At 62.1% G+C, this 16,203-nt stretch carries 11 protein-coding genes and 1 pseudogene; 3 read left to right on the top strand and 9 right to left on the bottom strand.

Going from position 1 to position 16,203, the window contains the following annotated elements; translation table 11 throughout:
- Nucleotides 1–140 precede the first annotated feature (140 nt).
- The 5 genes from PG2T_RS12370 to PG2T_RS12350 form a co-directional block, all read right to left on the bottom strand.
- Nucleotides 141–1,100 carry a WD40/YVTN/BNR-like repeat-containing protein gene (locus PG2T_RS12370; RefSeq protein ID WP_068805992.1) on the bottom strand — a complete coding sequence of 320 codons (960 nt, stop codon included), beginning with the start codon at nt 1,098–1,100 and terminating at the stop codon, nt 141–143.
- A 144-nt stretch (nt 1,101–1,244) separates the two neighbouring features.
- Nucleotides 1,245–2,702 carry a DUF1329 domain-containing protein gene (locus PG2T_RS12365; protein ID WP_202816340.1) on the bottom strand — a complete coding sequence of 486 codons (1,458 nt, stop codon included), beginning with the start codon at nt 2,700–2,702 and terminating at the stop codon, nt 1,245–1,247.
- Between the two features lie 33 nt (nt 2,703–2,735).
- Entirely contained in the window at nt 2,736–4,346 is a 1,611-nt protein-coding gene (locus PG2T_RS12360) for a DUF1302 domain-containing protein (RefSeq protein WP_068805986.1), read from the bottom strand.
- 90 nt (nt 4,347–4,436) lie between these two features.
- On the bottom strand, nt 4,437–6,812 hold the full coding sequence (locus tag PG2T_RS12355; protein WP_068805983.1) for an efflux RND transporter permease subunit: 2,376 nt from the start codon (nt 6,810–6,812) through the stop codon (nt 4,437–4,439).
- 34 nt (nt 6,813–6,846) lie between these two features.
- The gene (locus PG2T_RS12350) at nt 6,847–7,053 is read right to left on the bottom strand and encodes a hypothetical protein (protein ID WP_068805980.1); all 207 of its coding nucleotides are present in this window, start codon (nt 7,051–7,053) and stop codon (nt 6,847–6,849) included.
- Between the two features lie 137 nt (nt 7,054–7,190).
- Between PG2T_RS12350 and PG2T_RS16730 the strand changes: the two genes are divergently transcribed.
- Nucleotides 7,191–8,162 carry an IS481 family transposase gene (locus PG2T_RS16730; RefSeq protein ID WP_068802899.1) on the top strand — a complete coding sequence of 324 codons (972 nt, stop codon included), beginning with the start codon at nt 7,191–7,193 and terminating at the stop codon, nt 8,160–8,162.
- Nucleotides 8,163–8,319: 157 nt separating this feature from the next.
- On the opposite strand, the pseudogene PG2T_RS16725 reads toward PG2T_RS16730, so the two are convergent.
- From PG2T_RS16725 to PG2T_RS12330, 4 genes and pseudogenes are all read right to left on the bottom strand, one after another.
- A pseudogene (locus PG2T_RS16725) lies at nt 8,320–8,841 on the bottom strand (WD40/YVTN/BNR-like repeat-containing protein); the annotation flags it as partial.
- A gap of 258 nt (nt 8,842–9,099) precedes the next feature.
- Nucleotides 9,100–10,551 carry a DUF1329 domain-containing protein gene (locus tag PG2T_RS12340; protein WP_068805978.1) on the bottom strand — a complete coding sequence of 484 codons (1,452 nt, stop codon included), beginning with the start codon at nt 10,549–10,551 and terminating at the stop codon, nt 9,100–9,102.
- Nucleotides 10,552–10,640: 89 nt separating this feature from the next.
- On the bottom strand, nt 10,641–12,077 hold the full coding sequence (locus tag PG2T_RS12335; protein WP_075968182.1) for a DUF1329 domain-containing protein: 1,437 nt from the start codon (nt 12,075–12,077) through the stop codon (nt 10,641–10,643).
- Nucleotides 12,078–12,143: 66 nt separating this feature from the next.
- Nucleotides 12,144–13,946, bottom strand: coding sequence for a DUF1302 domain-containing protein (locus PG2T_RS12330; protein ID WP_068805973.1), 1,803 nt, complete (start codon nt 13,944–13,946; stop codon nt 12,144–12,146).
- A gap of 420 nt (nt 13,947–14,366) precedes the next feature.
- Between PG2T_RS12330 and PG2T_RS12325 the strand changes: the two genes are divergently transcribed.
- Together PG2T_RS12325 and PG2T_RS12320 are read left to right on the top strand one after the other, a co-directional pair.
- A complete protein-coding gene (locus PG2T_RS12325) occupies nt 14,367–15,374 on the top strand; it encodes a KpsF/GutQ family sugar-phosphate isomerase (RefSeq protein ID WP_068805970.1) in 1,008 nt (335 codons plus the stop codon).
- Nucleotides 15,375–15,536: 162 nt separating this feature from the next.
- Nucleotides 15,537–16,079, top strand: a complete 543-nt coding sequence (locus PG2T_RS12320; RefSeq protein ID WP_068805966.1) for a KdsC family phosphatase — start codon at nt 15,537–15,539, stop codon at nt 16,077–16,079.
- Nucleotides 16,080–16,203: the final 124 nt, after the last annotated feature.

Here is a 16,203-nt window from a genome sequence, read left to right as displayed (position 1 = left end):
GGGCCGTCGCAGGGGGCGGCGGATCAGAGTTTGTGAAGAAATGCACGTCCTGTGCATTTCTTCTGTCGCGAGTCCGGCACATGCCCGGACTCGCTCCCGCCCATCCCTGGCCGGGCTGAGAGCTTGAATGTCACAAGCTCTCAGTCGAACTGCCCGGCAAGCGGTCTGCGCTGTACGCCGCCGGCCTCGGTGGCCAGGTACACCGCATCACCCGCCGGCAACACCGCGGTGATGCCGGCGCGCTCGACGAGCTGCTTTACCGATGCCTCCAGGGTGTGCGGGGCCAGGCGCACCAGCGTGCCGCCGCCGCCGACGAGCAGCAGCGCACCGTCCGGCAGCACCACACCGTCGAACAGGAACTGCTGCGTACCGGTATCGACCCGCTGCCAGGCGAGCCCGCCGTCTGCCGACACGAAGGCATGACCGTTCATGCCGTAGATGAGCAGGCGCCCGTCGGGCAGTCTCAGCGCCCCGAAGAACGATCCCTCGTAGGGAGAGTCGATCGCCTCGAACGGCGCGACGCCGTCGGCGGAGCGGTACAGCACGCCCTTCTCGGCCACCGCCAGGGTTGCCCCGTCCGCCGCCCAGGCGATGTCGAAAACGTGGTTCTGGTACCAGTCCTCCACGGACAGCGTGGTGCGCTGCCAGTTGGCCCCGGCATCCTGCGTACTCCACAGCTGGCCGTTGCTGCCGACCACGTAACCGCTGCGGGCGTCGCGAAAGCGCACGTTCAGCAGCACCACCTGCGAATCGGGCTCGAAGTTGAGCAGCGTCCAGCTCGCCCCGCCGTCGGTGGTCTTGAGCACCACCGCATCGTGCCCGACCGCGAAACCGGTCTGGGCATCGACGAAGCTCACCGCCGTCAGCGTGGCCCGCACCGGCACGTCCGACTGCACCCAACTGGCGCCCCGATCATCGGAGCGGATGATCACGCCCCGCTCGCCGACCGCGATCACCCGTTCGCCGGCGCTCGCCAGCCCCAGAAACACCACCCGCGGCGCCAGGGGCACCTTCAACGCCGATTGCGGCGTCACATCGGCCCGTGCCGAGGCCGTCAGGCATAAAAAAGCCAGCAGGAAACTGGCGAGTCGAACGAACATTTATCCCTCTCGAAGCTCATCTCGGGCGCCGAGCGCTCCGGCATCGGCGTCTGACCAAGACACCCTGCGGCTCTGCTGAACCGCAGGGTGTCTGGTGGGTTTATGTACGGCCCTGCGCGGCACGACCGCCGCAGGGCGTGGAAATCAACGCGTACCGAACTTGCGCAATCCCTGCGGCGTGTAGACGGAGATGTCGACGGTCATGTCCTCGGTGGTCTCGAACTTCGGCGGCCCGAAACCGGTCAGCCGGCCTGCGGTGTCGTGCCAGTACGGGTAGGTGGTGTAACGCCCGTTGATCAGATCGATCTGCGAGTCGCCCATGATGCGCAGAAGGGGCTTGTCATACAGGTTCAGCACGTGCTGTTCGCCCATGCGCCATAGCCGGTCCTTGGCGTCGTAGGCCTCGAAGGCCACGCCCATCCAGGTGTCCTCGTCGAAATACGCCACGTGGCGCTTGTAGAGGTGGCGGTAGCCCGGCTTGAGCTCGCCGTCGATCACCCACATGCGGTGCAGCTCGTAGCGCAGCAAGTCCTGATTGATGTGCTTCTTGCCATAGATGTCGTCGTAGTTCAGGTTCGGATCGGCAATCTTGTACGAATTGGCCGACACGAAAAGCTCCTTGCCTTTCTCGAGCTTGTAGCTGTGGCGCGGCTCCTTGCCGCCGAACCACCACATCCAGCGCGAGGACACCGTGCGCTGGCCATCCGAGCCGAAGGAAGGACTGTCGTGGAAACCAATCTCAGGCGCCTTGCGCACACGTCGCTGGCCGGGGATGTAGAGGTAGACCTGAAAATCGACGTTCTGCGCGTACATGCAGCCGCCAAACACCAGCCCCGAGGAGCGCGGCGGCTGCTCGATCTGCCACGAATCGCACAGGAACGCGCCGCCCCACTGCGTGAACCACTCGTTCGACGGCCGCTTGTCGGCCGGCAGCTGGTACGGCCAGAACTCGCGCGAGCGGATGATCACGTCGGTGCGATTGCCCAGCGAATCGATCAGCGCGCCGTTGCCCATGGCGTCCATGGTCGTGCCGTTGTAGTGCCCGAGCAGGGTGTTCCAGCCAGCCTCCTCGGGACTCTTGGGAATGGGAAACGGCACCCCACCGCCGGGCTGCGCATCGATCAGGCACATTTCGTTCTTCTGCGCGTACTGCGGGCAGATGTCGATATGCTTGGCCTGAACCTTGGTGCTTTCGACGAACCAGTCCGGATAGGACGTGCTGCGCCGGGTCGGGTAGACGTGCATCCGGAAACTGTCCGGATACTGCTTGAACATGGCAATCTGGCCCGGCAGCAGATTCTTCTCGTACTGCTGGTAGTTCTGCGCGGTGATGGTGAACAGCGGCTTGTCGTCCGCAAAGGGGTCGGCCCAGCCCGCGCCCGGCTTGAAATTGGCCGGCGGCGCCTGAATCCCGCCGGTCCACTCCGGAATGGTGCCGGCGGCGTTGCCGGCACGGGTGGCGCCGACCGGCGTCAGCGGCGTGCCGGTCATGCCGAGCTGGGCGATTTCCTCGTCGCTCAGCTTGGCGTTGGCCGCACCTGCCATCGACAGTCCGGCCAGTGCCGCAACGACCACGCAACGGCTACCGTTGAAAAAGAACATCTTCATATCCTCCAGAATGAACCCGGCGCCCGTTCAGAACGAGTAGCTCGCGTTGAACGACAGGAAGTCCCGATCGTCAGTGCCGTTGTAGCGGCTGGCCGCCCTATTGAAATCGTTTTGCGGACCGAAGAAATTCGTGTAACTGATGTTGCCGGTCCACTTGCCGCCGCCATACAGGAAGCCAAGACCCACGGTGATCGCCTTGCGGTCGTCCACCACCAGCTTGGCCGCGCCCAGCTCGTTGGAAAATCCGTGGATATCCCAGCTAAACGCCACGCTCGGCTCCAGTGCGATCAGATTGAACAGGGCTGCGTTGTAGGTCAGTGCGTGGCGAACCACCAGCTTGCCGAAGTCCTTGCTGATGTCCGGTTCGAACAGAGCTGAGGAATCCGGAAGCCCGCCGATCCAGCCCCACATGAGCTCCGCCACCGTGGCGTTGGCGTCCGCCTTCAGCCACTGCGTCACGCCCCAGTTCTTGTTGACACTGAACTGTGCCTGATGGCGCTCGATTCGCTCATAGCCTCTGACGCTGGCGCCGGGCGCCAAGCCAGGAGCTATGCCAGCCCCCTGCAGCAGCGGCCCGAGCAGCTGAATCGGCGCATTTCGCCGCCACGAATATTCGCCACTGAGCGCGACACCGGAAAGATTGGTGTTGAACGAGACGCCGAAGCGCTCGATATTCTCCGGGTATTCAATGAAAAAACGCCCGCCCGGCCCAGCTACATTGCGCGTCGCCGACAACATGGGCAGGTGGTCGTGCAGGTTCTGGTAATAAAGGCCGACCTCGCCACCGTTGCCGAAATTGGGCAGAAACACCCTGAATGCAAGACCCCATTGCCCGCCGTAGGAAGGAATGTCGTCCCCGCTCCTCACGAGACCGCCGCCCAGCAGATCGCAGGCCACGCCGTCAGGCGCCAGACAACGCGGCCTCCCGCCGACCACCGCGTTGGCAAAACCGCCACCGTCCGCGATGGCGTCCAGGGTGGCGAAAAAGGCGCCCATCGGATCGACCTTGATCTCGTCGTACCCGAACAGGTAGAAGCCTTCGAGCGTGTAGTTGTCGGCGAAGGTATACGCAATATCGATGGCAGGCGTGCCCAGGAAGGCGTCCTTCAGGTCGGAGCCCGGCGTGCGCAGCTTGGAGATGTCGACCGTATTGATGTCCGACAGCGCCTGGCCGATGAAGGTGCTTTCACCCCAGGAAATCACCTGCTTGCCCAGACGGACCGACAGGTTCTGGTCAGGCAGCAGGTGCTTGTAAACATACGCATCGGTGATGTCACCGTGCTGCTTGGCGCGATTTTCAGAGGCTTTTGGAAGATTCTGATTCGCCATCTCGAAATCGTAGAACCAGTTGCCCCGTGCCAGGGCGCCATAGCTGTCGCCCTTGACCTCCAGGGTATGCGAGCCCTTGATGGCGTTGGAAAAAATGTCCCACTTGTCCTGGAACAGGTAGCGATTGCCATAAACGCCCTGATTGAGCGGATCGGGCTTTGCCGTGCGCATCGAAAGACCCCAAGTGAGGTCGGTATCGAACGCGGCCTCCAGTTCGCCGATCTTGAAATCCACCGCCAGCGCCGGGCCCGAAATCAAGCCCGCCGCAGCGGCCGCAATCGCTGTGCGTAATTGCATGCGCTTGGTCATGTTCTTCCCTCCTCATCATTCCATGAACCACAAATTCTAAAGCACGCGACAACCATCAGTACACCCCGCGCCCACATATATCGACCAAACTCAGTGCGACAGCCCGCGTGTCGACACCCGCTCTTTCTCGACGTCGATCAGCCATGCCGCCAACGCCGGCAACAACAACACCGCACCGACCATGTTGACGAAGAACATGTAGGCCAAAAGCACGCCCATGTCCGACTGGAACTTCAGATCGGAGAAGAACCAGGTCGCAACGCCAATCGACATGGTGCTGGCGGTGAAGATAACGGCAGTGCCGGCCTGCTTGAGACCCTCATAGTAAGCATCCTTCAGGGACAGGCCGTTGCGGATGTGGGCCTGCGTGCGGGCAAACAGATAGATGCCGTAATCCACACCTACGCCGACGCCAAGCGCCACCACGGGTAGTGTCGACACCTTCAGCCCGATGTTCAGCAGAACCATCACCGCGTTGGCGAGAATGGAAACCAACGCCAGCGGCAACAGGATGCACAGCGAAGCGCGCCACGACAGGAAGGTCAAATAGCACAAGATGCCCACCGCCACAAAAAGGGCTCCCATCATGGTCAGTTCGGCCCGTTCCACAGCCTCGTTAGTTGCCGCCATCACGCCCGCCGGCCCGGACGCAAGCCTGAACGACACTTTGGCGCCGTCTCCCTCAGCAGGCTGTTCAAATTCCTCGATCGCCTCGACTACCCGAGTCAGCGTTGGTGCTTTGTGGTCCCACAGGAACACGCGAATCGGGATCGCCTCGCAGGTGTCGTTGAACAGCTTCTGGTTCAGTTCAATGTTGCGCATCGCCGAGCCGAGGCCCGCCGCCGTGCGCGGAAGCTCGGCGAACTTGATATGGCCTTCGTTGTTGCCAATGTTGCGGTCGCGCATCACCGACGACAGCGAGGCCACCGACTGGACACCTTCAACATTTCCAACGTGCCACACAAATCGATCAATCGTCTTCATCATCCCGTAGGTCGTGCAACCGTCACGCGGCATCTCCGCGATGACCGTCAACTCGTCGATTCCGACCCGAAAGTTATTGATGATTGCCTTAATATCCTGGTTATAGCGCGCCTCCGGCCAGAATTCCGGCGCGCCGGCTTCGCTATCACCGATCACCAGAGACTGCCACTTCCACCAGCCGAACCCAAGCAAGACGATGGAAACCAGGATAACTACCGACCCCTTCTTGCGGTCGGCGAAGCTTGCGAGAAAGCGAAAGAAGGGCTTTTCCTGAACCAGAACCCGCGCCCGGATGCGCTCAACCGTGCGCGGGCTCATGCTGGCGTAGGACAGCAGCACCGGCAGCATGAACTTGTTCGTCGCGACCATCACCGCAACACCAATGCTGGCTGTTATACCAAGCTCCTGAATGATGTCGATGTCGATAACCATGATCACGGCGAAACCCACTGCATTGGCCAGCAAGGCGGTGGTACCCGGAATGAACAACTTGTTGAAGGCCTCGCGGGCGGCCTGGCGCGCGGTAGCCCCGCCGAGAATTTCCAGCTTCCATGTATTCGTCATCTGGATGGCGTGGCTGACCCCAATCGCCAGAATGAGAAACGGGACCAATATCGACAAGGGATCGATGCCGTAGCCCAGCAGACGCACCAGGCCCAGTTGCCACACCACCGCCGTCACCGCAACCAGAATCGCCAAAACGGTGATTTGCAGCGAATTCGAATAGAAATACAACATTATGGCGGTGACCAACACCGCCACGACAAAGAACAGCAACACCCCAAGCGCGCCATTGATGACATCGTCGATGAACTTGGCGAAGCCGATGATTCTTACCTCGACGGTATCGCTGGCGTAGCGGGCGCGAATTTGCTCCAGCGCGGCCGCAACTTCTGTGTAGTCCAATGGTTTGCCGGTAGCGGGGTCTTTGTCTACCAGCTCGGCACGGATCAGGGCGCCGCGAAAATCATGAGACACGAGGCGCCCGACGTGCTGCGAGACCAGCAGATTGCGCCGCACCTGCTCGATGCTTTCCTGATTGGGCTGAAAATCCGGCTCAACCACACGATGGCCGACAAAGCCCTCCTCATTCACCAGTACATAGTCCACGTTGGGCGTGAACAACGAGGTGACGGAGGATCGGTCAACGCCCTTTATGAACAGAACGTCCTGGGTCGCCGTTTCAAGCGTTTTGAAGAAATCAACGTTGAATATATCGCCTTCCTTCTGCATCAAGGCGACGATGATGACGTTTGCGCCGCCGAATTGGTCAGTGTACTTGCTATAAGTCTGCATGTACGGATGACCCAGCGGGATGGACTTGGTGAAGCCGGGGTCCATCCGCAGAAAAGAGGCGTGATAACCGAGGAAAGCAGTGATCAAACCCAGCACGACGAGAATCATGACCCGATGACGAATCAGCGCATCGGCCAGCCATGCCGAAACACGGGCCATGCCGGACGCATAATTGGACGTTAACATTTCTCCTCCGAAAACCGTAATAGAGGGCGATGACTTATTTGACTTCGAGCGTCAGGCGGTTGACGCCGTTCTCGCCAAACGCCAGCCACGCACCGTCCCGTGTCGGTAACAGACGTGCAATCTTGCGCCGATCCTCCTGGGGCGCGAGCGCAAACGTTTCACCGCCGTCGCGCGTGGTGACAATCGCACCGTCCAGCCCCGCCAGTACCAGTACGCCATCCGCCGTAACCGTGGCGGACATAAGGGACTTGTCCGTGCCGGTAGGTGTTCCATCCCGGATCATCATATAGTTCCGTCTCGGTCCCCGCTGCTGCTGGCGCGCGAGGTGTTCCGGGAGCTGGCAGGGGACGGGAAAGCGGTTGATCGGGAGGTGTCCGCATGCTGATTGCACTGCACAAACAAGCCCGCACCACGCCCCACGTGCGGGCGCAGATCGCGGCCAGTGATGAGCCGGTGGCGGTGCTGGCCCGCCGCTTTGGCGTCACCGAGCCGACGATCTACAAATGGAAGCGGCGCCCGGATGTCTACGACCGGCCGCACACCGCGCACCGCCTGCAAACGACGTTGACCCCCGGCCAGGAGGCGATCGTGGTCTACCTGCGCCGGGCCCTGCTGCTGCCGCTGGACGACCTGCTGGCGGTGACGCGCGAGTTCCTGTGTCCGGACGTGTCCCGCTCCGGGCTGGACCGCTGCCTGCGCCGCCACGGCGTGGGCAACCTGCGCGCCCTGCGCCCGGCGCCGGACAAAGCGGTCAGCAAGACCTTCAAGACCTACGTGCCCGGCTTTGTGCACGTCGACGTGAAGTACCTGCCGCAGATGGCCGACGAGGACCGGCGCCGGTTCCTGTTCGTGGCCATCGATCGGGCCACCCGCTGGGTTTACGTGGCCCTGAAAGCCGACAAGAGCGCGCGCTCGGCGCGCGCCTTCCTCAGTGCCCTGGCCACGGCCTGCCCGGTGCGCATCACGCGCCTGCTCACCGACAACGGCACCGAGTTCACGGACCGGCTGTTCGGGAGCCGGGCGCGGGCCCCGACCGGGACGCATGAGTTCGATCGCCTGTGCCAGGAACTGGGCATCGAGCACCGTCTGACGCCCCCGCGCCACCCGCAGACCAATGGCATGGTCGAGCGCTTCAACGGGCGCATCGCGGACCTGCTGCGCACGCACCACTTCAGGTCCAGCGAGGACCTGGAGCAGACCCTGCACCGCTATGTCACGCTCTACAACCACCACTTGCCGCAGAAGGCACTGAACGCCCAGACTCCGGCTCAAGCGCTTCAGCACTGGTACGCTTCAAAACCGGAGCTGTTTCATCGAAGGCCAAATAATCGGCCGGGACGTGACAGGTAGGCACCATGCGCCACGACGCACCATTATCGTCGCTGACCGCGACATGGCCGCGCATTCCGTAGGCCAGGATGCGAGGACCATGGAAGGAAACGCCGAAAAATGAGCCGTTATATGGGCTATCAAGCTGTAGCCAGGTCGCTCCCGCATCATCCGACCGGAACAGCACGCCTTGCTCGGATGCCATGAAAAGGCTCCCGGAAGCGGCCTTACCAATCCCGAACAGGTGACCATCGAACTCATCACGGGTCAGAATGACCTCATTGCTCCACGTCGCCCCGCCGTCCGTGGTGCGAAAGAAATTGCCCCGGCCGCCGACAGCAAATCCCGTGCGCAGATCCTCGAAGTACAAAGCCAGCAGCGGCACGTCCAGCTCCGGGTCGCTGAACTGTTTAACCCACGTCAGTCCCCCGTCCACGGTGGCCAATATGGTCGCGTCATGCCCTGTGGCCCAGCCATGCTGCGCATCGACAAAGGTCACGGCGGTAAGAGTCGGATCGACCGGAACAGCGGCCTGCTTCCAAGTCGCTCCCTCGTCGTCCGAATAAAGGACGATGCCCCGTTCACCCACTGCGACGATGCGCTCGCCCGCTCGCGTGGCGTCCAGCAGTAATGCACGCGCGACGTTGCGGCCGGTTGCCGCGGGATGGGATTCCTCGGCGCGCGTGGGAGCGGCGAGCATCGAAACCGAAGCGAGCATGAGCATCGCGAGCAGGGCGCGAAGTCGCAACGCAACATTGCGATGAATTCTTCCTGGCACCTTATCCCCCTATCACATAAGGAAAAAAATGCCCCCAGTGAAGGGGGCTGTCGCTATTCGCTGTATCGCGAAGTGATGTTACGTTCTGCGGTGCGGCCCCCTGGCATCTGCGGCGAACACCAGGAACCTCACCCATGTAGTGCATATAAGGCGCTACACGGCTACTCAACAACTCGACTCTTAACGGACGCCGTACTTACGTAGACCAGCCGGCGTCATCAGGTCCGGATCAGGCTTGCCGGAAGGCGAAAAATCCGGCGGGAAGGTGCCGAGCTTGGCGCCGTGGTTGAAATAGCCGTTGACGCCTGCATGGCGGCCGGAGACCAGATCGGAGTGGTCGTCTCCCCACCAGTGCACCATCGGCACATTGTAATAATTGAGCAGATAGGCCTCCGACACGCGCCACAGGTTGCCCTGCGCATCGTACATGTCGGACAGCGCCGCCGCCCAGCTGTCCTCGTCCACGTACACCAGGCGATGCGGGCCAAGATGGCGGAATCCCGGCTTCAGCTTGCCCTCGATGACCCATACCCGGTGCAGTTCGTAGCGCTTGATGTCCGAGTTGACGTGGCCCTTGCGCACGATGTCCTTGAAGGTGTATTGCGGATCGGCCAGCTTGTAGCTGTTGTAGGGGATATACATCTCCTTGCGCACCGGTGGCGACCAGTCGTACCACTCCTCGCCACCGGTCTGCGCGAACAGGTTGCGCGCATCGGCGGTTCGCAGACCGTCCGAACCTGTGCCCGGGCTGTCGTAAAAGCCGATTTCCGGAGCCTTGCGGACCCGGCGCTGGCCGGGCACGTACAGGTAGGCTTCGAAGTCGACCGATTCGAAATAGTTGCAGCCGCTGAACATGGTCCCGGCCGTGCGCGGCGGCGCAAGATCTTCCTGCGAGAAGCACCACGCCGCACCGCCCTTGCGGTCGAACACTTCGCCCTTGGGTTTTTCATCCCCGACCAAATACATCGGCACCAACCAACGCTCGCGCTTTACATGCTCGGCGTAGGCGCCATCCGGAAATGCGTTGAAGCCATACGCAACCGACGTGAACCACTTGCCGAAGAAGTAGAACGTGTGGTTGTACATCAGCTCCCCGCCATCCTTGGGAATGGGAAACGGCACACCCGGGCGAAAGACCTCCTGTTTCACGCAGCGCTGGGCAGTGTTGGGTCCACCCGGAGGCGGGTTGCACCAATCGGTGTTGGCGGCATTCCAGATAGAGCCGTCGTACAGCCACTGCGGGAAAGAGGCACTGCGACGACTTGGATAGACGTTCATCTTGAACGTATCCGGGTATTTCTTGAGCATGGCAATGGTGCCAGCGGACAATTTGTCCTCGTACTGCTGATAGTTCTGCGCCGTGATGGTGAACAGAACCTGATCGTCCTTGTAGGGATCCACGTACCACTTGCCCTCTTCATAACCGGCCGGCGGCGCCTTTATGCCGCCATCCCAGGCCGGAATGCTGCCGTCGGCGTTGCCGGCGCGGATGGCGCCGACTGGCGTCAACTCCGTCCCCTCAAGGCCCAGCTTCGCCGCTTCCTCAGGCGATACCTTGGCGACAGCCGACCCGGCAAAGAGCGCCGCAGCTCCGACAAAGGCAAGGCCGGCGATGATCGGTAAGTTTTGCATAACAATCACTCAAAAAGGTTTGAAGTCATTTCCTGAAGCCCGACACCGGCGCCCAGTCAAAGCCTGAGCGATATAGAGAACCGGTACCGTCAGCGCATGCCATATTTGCGCAATCCAGCGGGCGTCTGAACATCGGGATCCGGCATGACGTGATAATTGATCAAGTCACCCGGATTGCCGCTGATATTCGGCCAGCCGGCATTGGAAGCATGCCTGCCGTTGATCAGGTCGGAATGATCGTCGGCAAAATGATGAACGGTCGGAACGTCGTAGTAATTAAGCAAATAGCCCTCGGACACGCGCCACAGGTTGTCCTGTGCATCGTACATGTCAGATGCTACGCCGGCCCAGCTGTCTTCGTCTATGTAAGTGACTCGGTGTGGCGACAGATGCCGAAATCCTGGCTTGATCTTGCCCTCGATGGCCCACACCCGGTGCAGTTCGTAACGTACGAGGTCCGAATTGATGTGCCCCGGCCGCACGATGTCCTTCATGCTGATGCCCGGCTGCGCCATTTTGTACGCGTTGTACGGTACGAACATCTCCTTTCGCTCGGCCGTCCACGTGTACCATTCCACGTCACCGGTCATGGCGCCCATGTACTTTGAGTCGGCAGTGCGCAGGCCGTCCGAGTTGGAACTCGGGCTGTCATAGAAGCCAATTTCCGGAGCCTTGCGCACTCGGCGCTGGCCGGGCACGTACAGGTAGGCATCGAAGTCGGTGGTCTCGAAATAGTTGCAGCCACCGAAAATGCTGCCCGCGTTGCGCGGCGGCGCCAGGGTTTCCTGCGAGAAGCACCAGGCCGCTCCACCATTACGGGTGAACACATCGCCCTTCGGTATCTCATCCGGATTCATGGCAGCGGGCACGATCCACCGCTCGCGGGTGGCGAATTCGGCATAGGTGCCATCGGCGAACGCGTTGAAGCCATAATGCGTGACAGTGTAGTACTTGCCGAACCAGTAATAGGTATGGTTCCACATGGCCTCACCGCCGGTTTTCGGTATTGGGAAGAAGATGCCTGGGCGATAGACCTCGCGTTTGACGCAACGCTCCTCCCGATCCTTACCAAGTGATGGGTTGCAGAACTCAGTGTTGGTGGCGTTCCAGATGCTGTTCTCGTAGATTTCCTTCGGATACGACGCGCTGCGCCGCGTCGGGTACACGTTCAGCTTGTAGCTGTCCGGGTACTTTTTCAGCATCGCGATCTGACCGGCTGACAGCCTGTCCTTGTACTGCTCGTGGTTCTGCGCCGTGATGGTGAACAGAATCTTGTCGTCCGCATAGGGATCAATATACCAGCCACCCTGGGTATAGCCCACAGGCGGCGTCTTGATGCCGCCATCCCAGGCGGGAATGCTGCCATCGGCATTACCGGCGCGGATCGCGCCCATCGGCGTCAACTCGGTGCCTTCGATGCCGAGCTTGGCTGCTTCTTCCGGCGACACCTTGGCACTCGCCATCAGCGGCACACCCGTACACCCCACGGCAAGCGCCAGGCTCGCCGCCCATTTCACCCCTTGCATGGCTTCCCCCGAATCATGAAGAAAAAGGGCCGGTGTCAATCCCAAACACCGGCCCACGTCGGTGCATCAGAACGAGTAACTTAGGTCCAGCGACAGGAAGTCGCGGTCGGTGTTGTTGACCGGGCGGCTGCCGTTCGGACGCCACTGGTCGTTATCGCCGTCGAAGATGAAGGTCTGGTTGATACCCAGCTTCCAATTCAACGCATAGTCGAAGGTCACACCGACCGACAATTGCTTGCGACCGCCAATGAACAGCGTCGCACCACCGAACTCCGGCGACACGCCCTCTACGTCCCACTTAAAGGCGGTGTTGAAGTCCATGTTGATACGGTTGAACAGGATATTGTTGTAGGTGAGCGTCGAGCGGGCCACCAAGCCCCAGAAGTGGTTGGTCACATCGTCAAACCGAACGAACCCGTTCTTCGAGGCCAGCACGGTCGGAGTTATTTCATGGCCATTCAGGTCGTGACCCGGCATGTCCTCTGCCCAGCCGTAGGCCACTTCGCCGATGGTGTTCCATTGGTCGGCGCCCATCAGCATGGGCATGGGCCCCCACAGACGCTGGCCAGTCAGCTGAATCTGATGCCGCTTGTAGCGCTCGAAGCCCTCGTATTTGGTCCCTGGCGCGTAGAGCGTGCCGTTGGGTGCCCCCGTTGGGCCCAGTTCCCGACCTGTCGCGGCGACCGCGAGGAAGTCCGTGCCTTGCAGCGGTGCATTGCGCCGGTAGCTGTACTCGCCACCCACCGCCCACGAACCGAGAGTCGTGTTGAAACTGAAGCCGTAGCGTTCGACATCCTTGGCGTAGTCGACGAAGTAGGTCCCTATACGCCCGCCGGCATTAGCAGTCGGGCCCGCGTACGAAGACAACTGCGGGTTGTGATCATGCAGATTCTGGTAGTAGAGCCCGAAGTCGAAACCATTGCCCAGATTTGGCGCGTAGTAACGCAGCGCTACGCCATACTGCCCCCCGTATGATGGAATGTCGTCGCCCCATCGCGGCACCTGGGCTGGGCCGAGCGCCAGGTTACAGGTGCCGCCGTCAGGCGCCCGACAAAGATCGAACGGGACACCAAATTCGTTGGCAAAGCCGCCGCCGTCGGTGATGGCGTCTTGGGTGCCGAAGAAACCACCGTAGGGATCGACCTTCAGCTCGTCATACCCGAGCAGCACGAAGGTCTCGAGCGACAGCGCCTCACTCATCTGCCAACTGAAATACGCCGCCGGTGTACCGACCAACGCGTCCTTGAGCTCGACGCCCGGCTGGCGCAACTTGCTGATGTCTACCGTATTGATGTCGTTGAGCGACTGACCGATGAAGGTGTTCTCGCCCCAGGAAATGACTTGCTTGCCCAAGCGCACCGTGAACTGGTCCGCGCTGCCGAGCCGGGTCAGGAAATAGGCGTCGGTGATGTCGCCATGCATGATCGCGCGGTTTTCCGATTCCTTCGGAATGCTGTCCCTCTCGCTGGCCATGGCGAAGTCGTAGAAGTAATTGCCGCGCATGAACGCGCTCCAGCCGTCGCCATTCACCTGCAGGTCATGCGAAGCCTTGACCAGGTTGGAGAAAATATCCCACTTCTTGTTGAACAGCTCCCGATTGCCGTACTGATTGTTGCCAAGCAGCAGCCCGGCCTCGGTCTGGCCCGGCGCCCAGCGGCTGGGATGGGGAATGCTCAAAGACGGGTCCATTTTCTCGGTCCGCAGCTGCAGGCCGTAGCCCAGCGTGGTGTCGAAGGAGCCCTCGACCGCACCATCGAACAACTGAAAATTGGCGGCCTGGGCAGCGCTACCGGCTGCGGCGAGTGCCGCTGCGGCCAGCCAGTAACGACCCGTGCTGGTCGGCTGTGTGACGTTCTTGCGTAATTTCATATCCCCTCCCGGTTACATCCACTAACGGCTATGGCCGGCCATAAGGCACGGCGACAAACTCGTCCGGACTAGGAGGGGTTGGCTTCGCTGCGCACGCGCACGACCGGCCGTTCAGGATGCCAGCCGCACGAATACCTTGAACATTCGGCGCAGTAACTATGCTTTGTCAGGCTGCGGGCACCCCTTCCCGTAGCCAAACCCCCTCTTCACCCTTATACAGTGCTGGCGCTGCGCCCTCCAGGCCGCTACCAGCACTGCGCGGGGCGGACCGTAGCATCGGCCCAATCACACTGTCAACAATTGGAAATGTTGCCCCCGGGTGTTTTGGTGCGCCGGCCGTTGATGCGACACGCGCCGGCCCAGTGACGATAATGGCGGAGGGCCTGCGCCCCGCCCATCGCGAATTGGAAGTCCTCACGCATGTATCTCAAAGACGTCCCACGAACCGATCCGAACATCGATCCGGCGACGCTGCTGCAGCTCGCCCGGGATGTGCTGGAAACCGAAGCCGAAGCAATACGCCAACTGGCGCCACGGCTGGGCGAGCCTTTCGTGCAGGCCTGCCGGCTGCTGCTGGCCTGCCGCGGGCGGGTGGTGGTGCTGGGCATGGGCAAGTCCGGCCACGTCGGCGGCAAGATCGCGGCCACGCTGGCCAGCACCGGCACGCCGGCTTTTTTCGTGCATCCGGGCGAAGCCGGTCACGGCGACCTTGGCATGATCACGCCGCAGGACGTGGTGCTGGCCCTGTCCAATTCCGGCGAGACCTCGGAAATCCTGCTCATCCTGCCGATGATCCGGCGGCTCGGTGTGAGCCTGATCGCCGTCACTGGCGATCCTGCCTCGACGCTGGCCCGCGAGTCGGACGTGAATCTTGACGCCAGCGTGGAGCGCGAAGCCTGCCCGCTGGGCCTGGCGCCGACCGCCAGTACGACCGCCACGCTGGCCCTGGGCGACGCGCTGGCGGTGGCGCTGCTGCACACGCGGGGCTTCTCGCGCGATGACTTCTCGCGCAGCCACCCGGGCGGCAAGCTCGGCCGGCGCCTGTTGCTGCATGTGGCCGACGTGATGGTCAAGGGTGAACGCATGCCAACGGTGGGCCACGCGGCCAGCCTGGCCGAAGCGCTGCTCGAAATCACCCGCAAGGGCCTGGGCATGACCGCCGTCGTGGACGCCGACGGTCGCGCGGTGGGGGTATTCACCGACGGCGACCTGCGGCGGGTGCTGGAAAAGGTCGACAACGTGCGGACCGTGGGCATTGCCGAGGTCATGACACAAGGCGGGGTGCGCATCGGTCCGGACCTGCTGGCGGCCGAGGCGGCGCAGCTGATGGAAAGGCGGCGCATCAACGCGCTGCTGGTGGAAGACAGCGACGGGCGCCTGGTCGGTGCGCTGAACATGCACACGCTGCTGGATGCGGGCGTGATCTGAAGCGGGGCCGAAGCGCATCGATCGAGTTTGCTGCGCCGGCTTCGCCGGCACATCGATGTGCCGGCGTTCTGCCTCGCAGGTGCCCGGCCATGCCGGACGACGGGTTGCAACCAAGGCCATCGCGCAGCGCAGCTGCGCTTCTGCACAAATGGACAAATCGGCATGACATCAGGGGATAACAATCACGCGGCACTGGATAGCGAATTGCGGGCGCTGGCCGCCCGTATCGAGCTGGTAGTGTTCGACGTGGACGGCGTGCTGACCGACGGCCGCCTGTACCTGGGCGATGACGGCACCGAGTTCAAGGCCTTTCACGTGCGCGACGGACATGGCTTCAAGCTGCTGCGCGAGGCCGGGGTCAAGGTGGCGGCGCTCAGCGGGCGCCGCTCGTCGGCCGTCATCCGACGCATGGATGAGCTGCAGGTCGACATGTATCGCCAGGGTTGCCAGCACAAGGACCGGGACTTTCTGGACCTGTTGCAGCACCTGGGCATCGACCGCCAGGCCACCGCCTACCTGGGGGACGATGTGATCGATCTGCCCGCCATGCGCCTGGCCGCGCTGCCGGTCGCGGTGGCGGACGCCCATCCGCGGGTACGCGCGATGGCGCGCTGGATCACGACGCTGGGCGGCGGCCGCGGTGCGGCGCGCGAACTGTGCGACCTGATCGTCGATGCCCGTGAGGCTGCCCCGTTGCCGGAATGAGCAATCCAGGATGGATTCATGGCGCGCTGGCACCGGCGCGCAGCGCGCGGGCAATCGACACGACCGCCAAATCCCGGCTCGACCGGCCGCGCCCCTGCCAGCAATGGGCGGACTGCTAGACTTG

It is taken from the genome of Immundisolibacter cernigliae, assembly GCF_001697225.1.
GTDB lineage: Bacteria > Pseudomonadota > Gammaproteobacteria > Immundisolibacterales > Immundisolibacteraceae > Immundisolibacter > Immundisolibacter cernigliae.
Note: the sequence above shows the minus strand (reverse complement) of the source record. Positions and strands in the feature narration are given on the sequence as shown.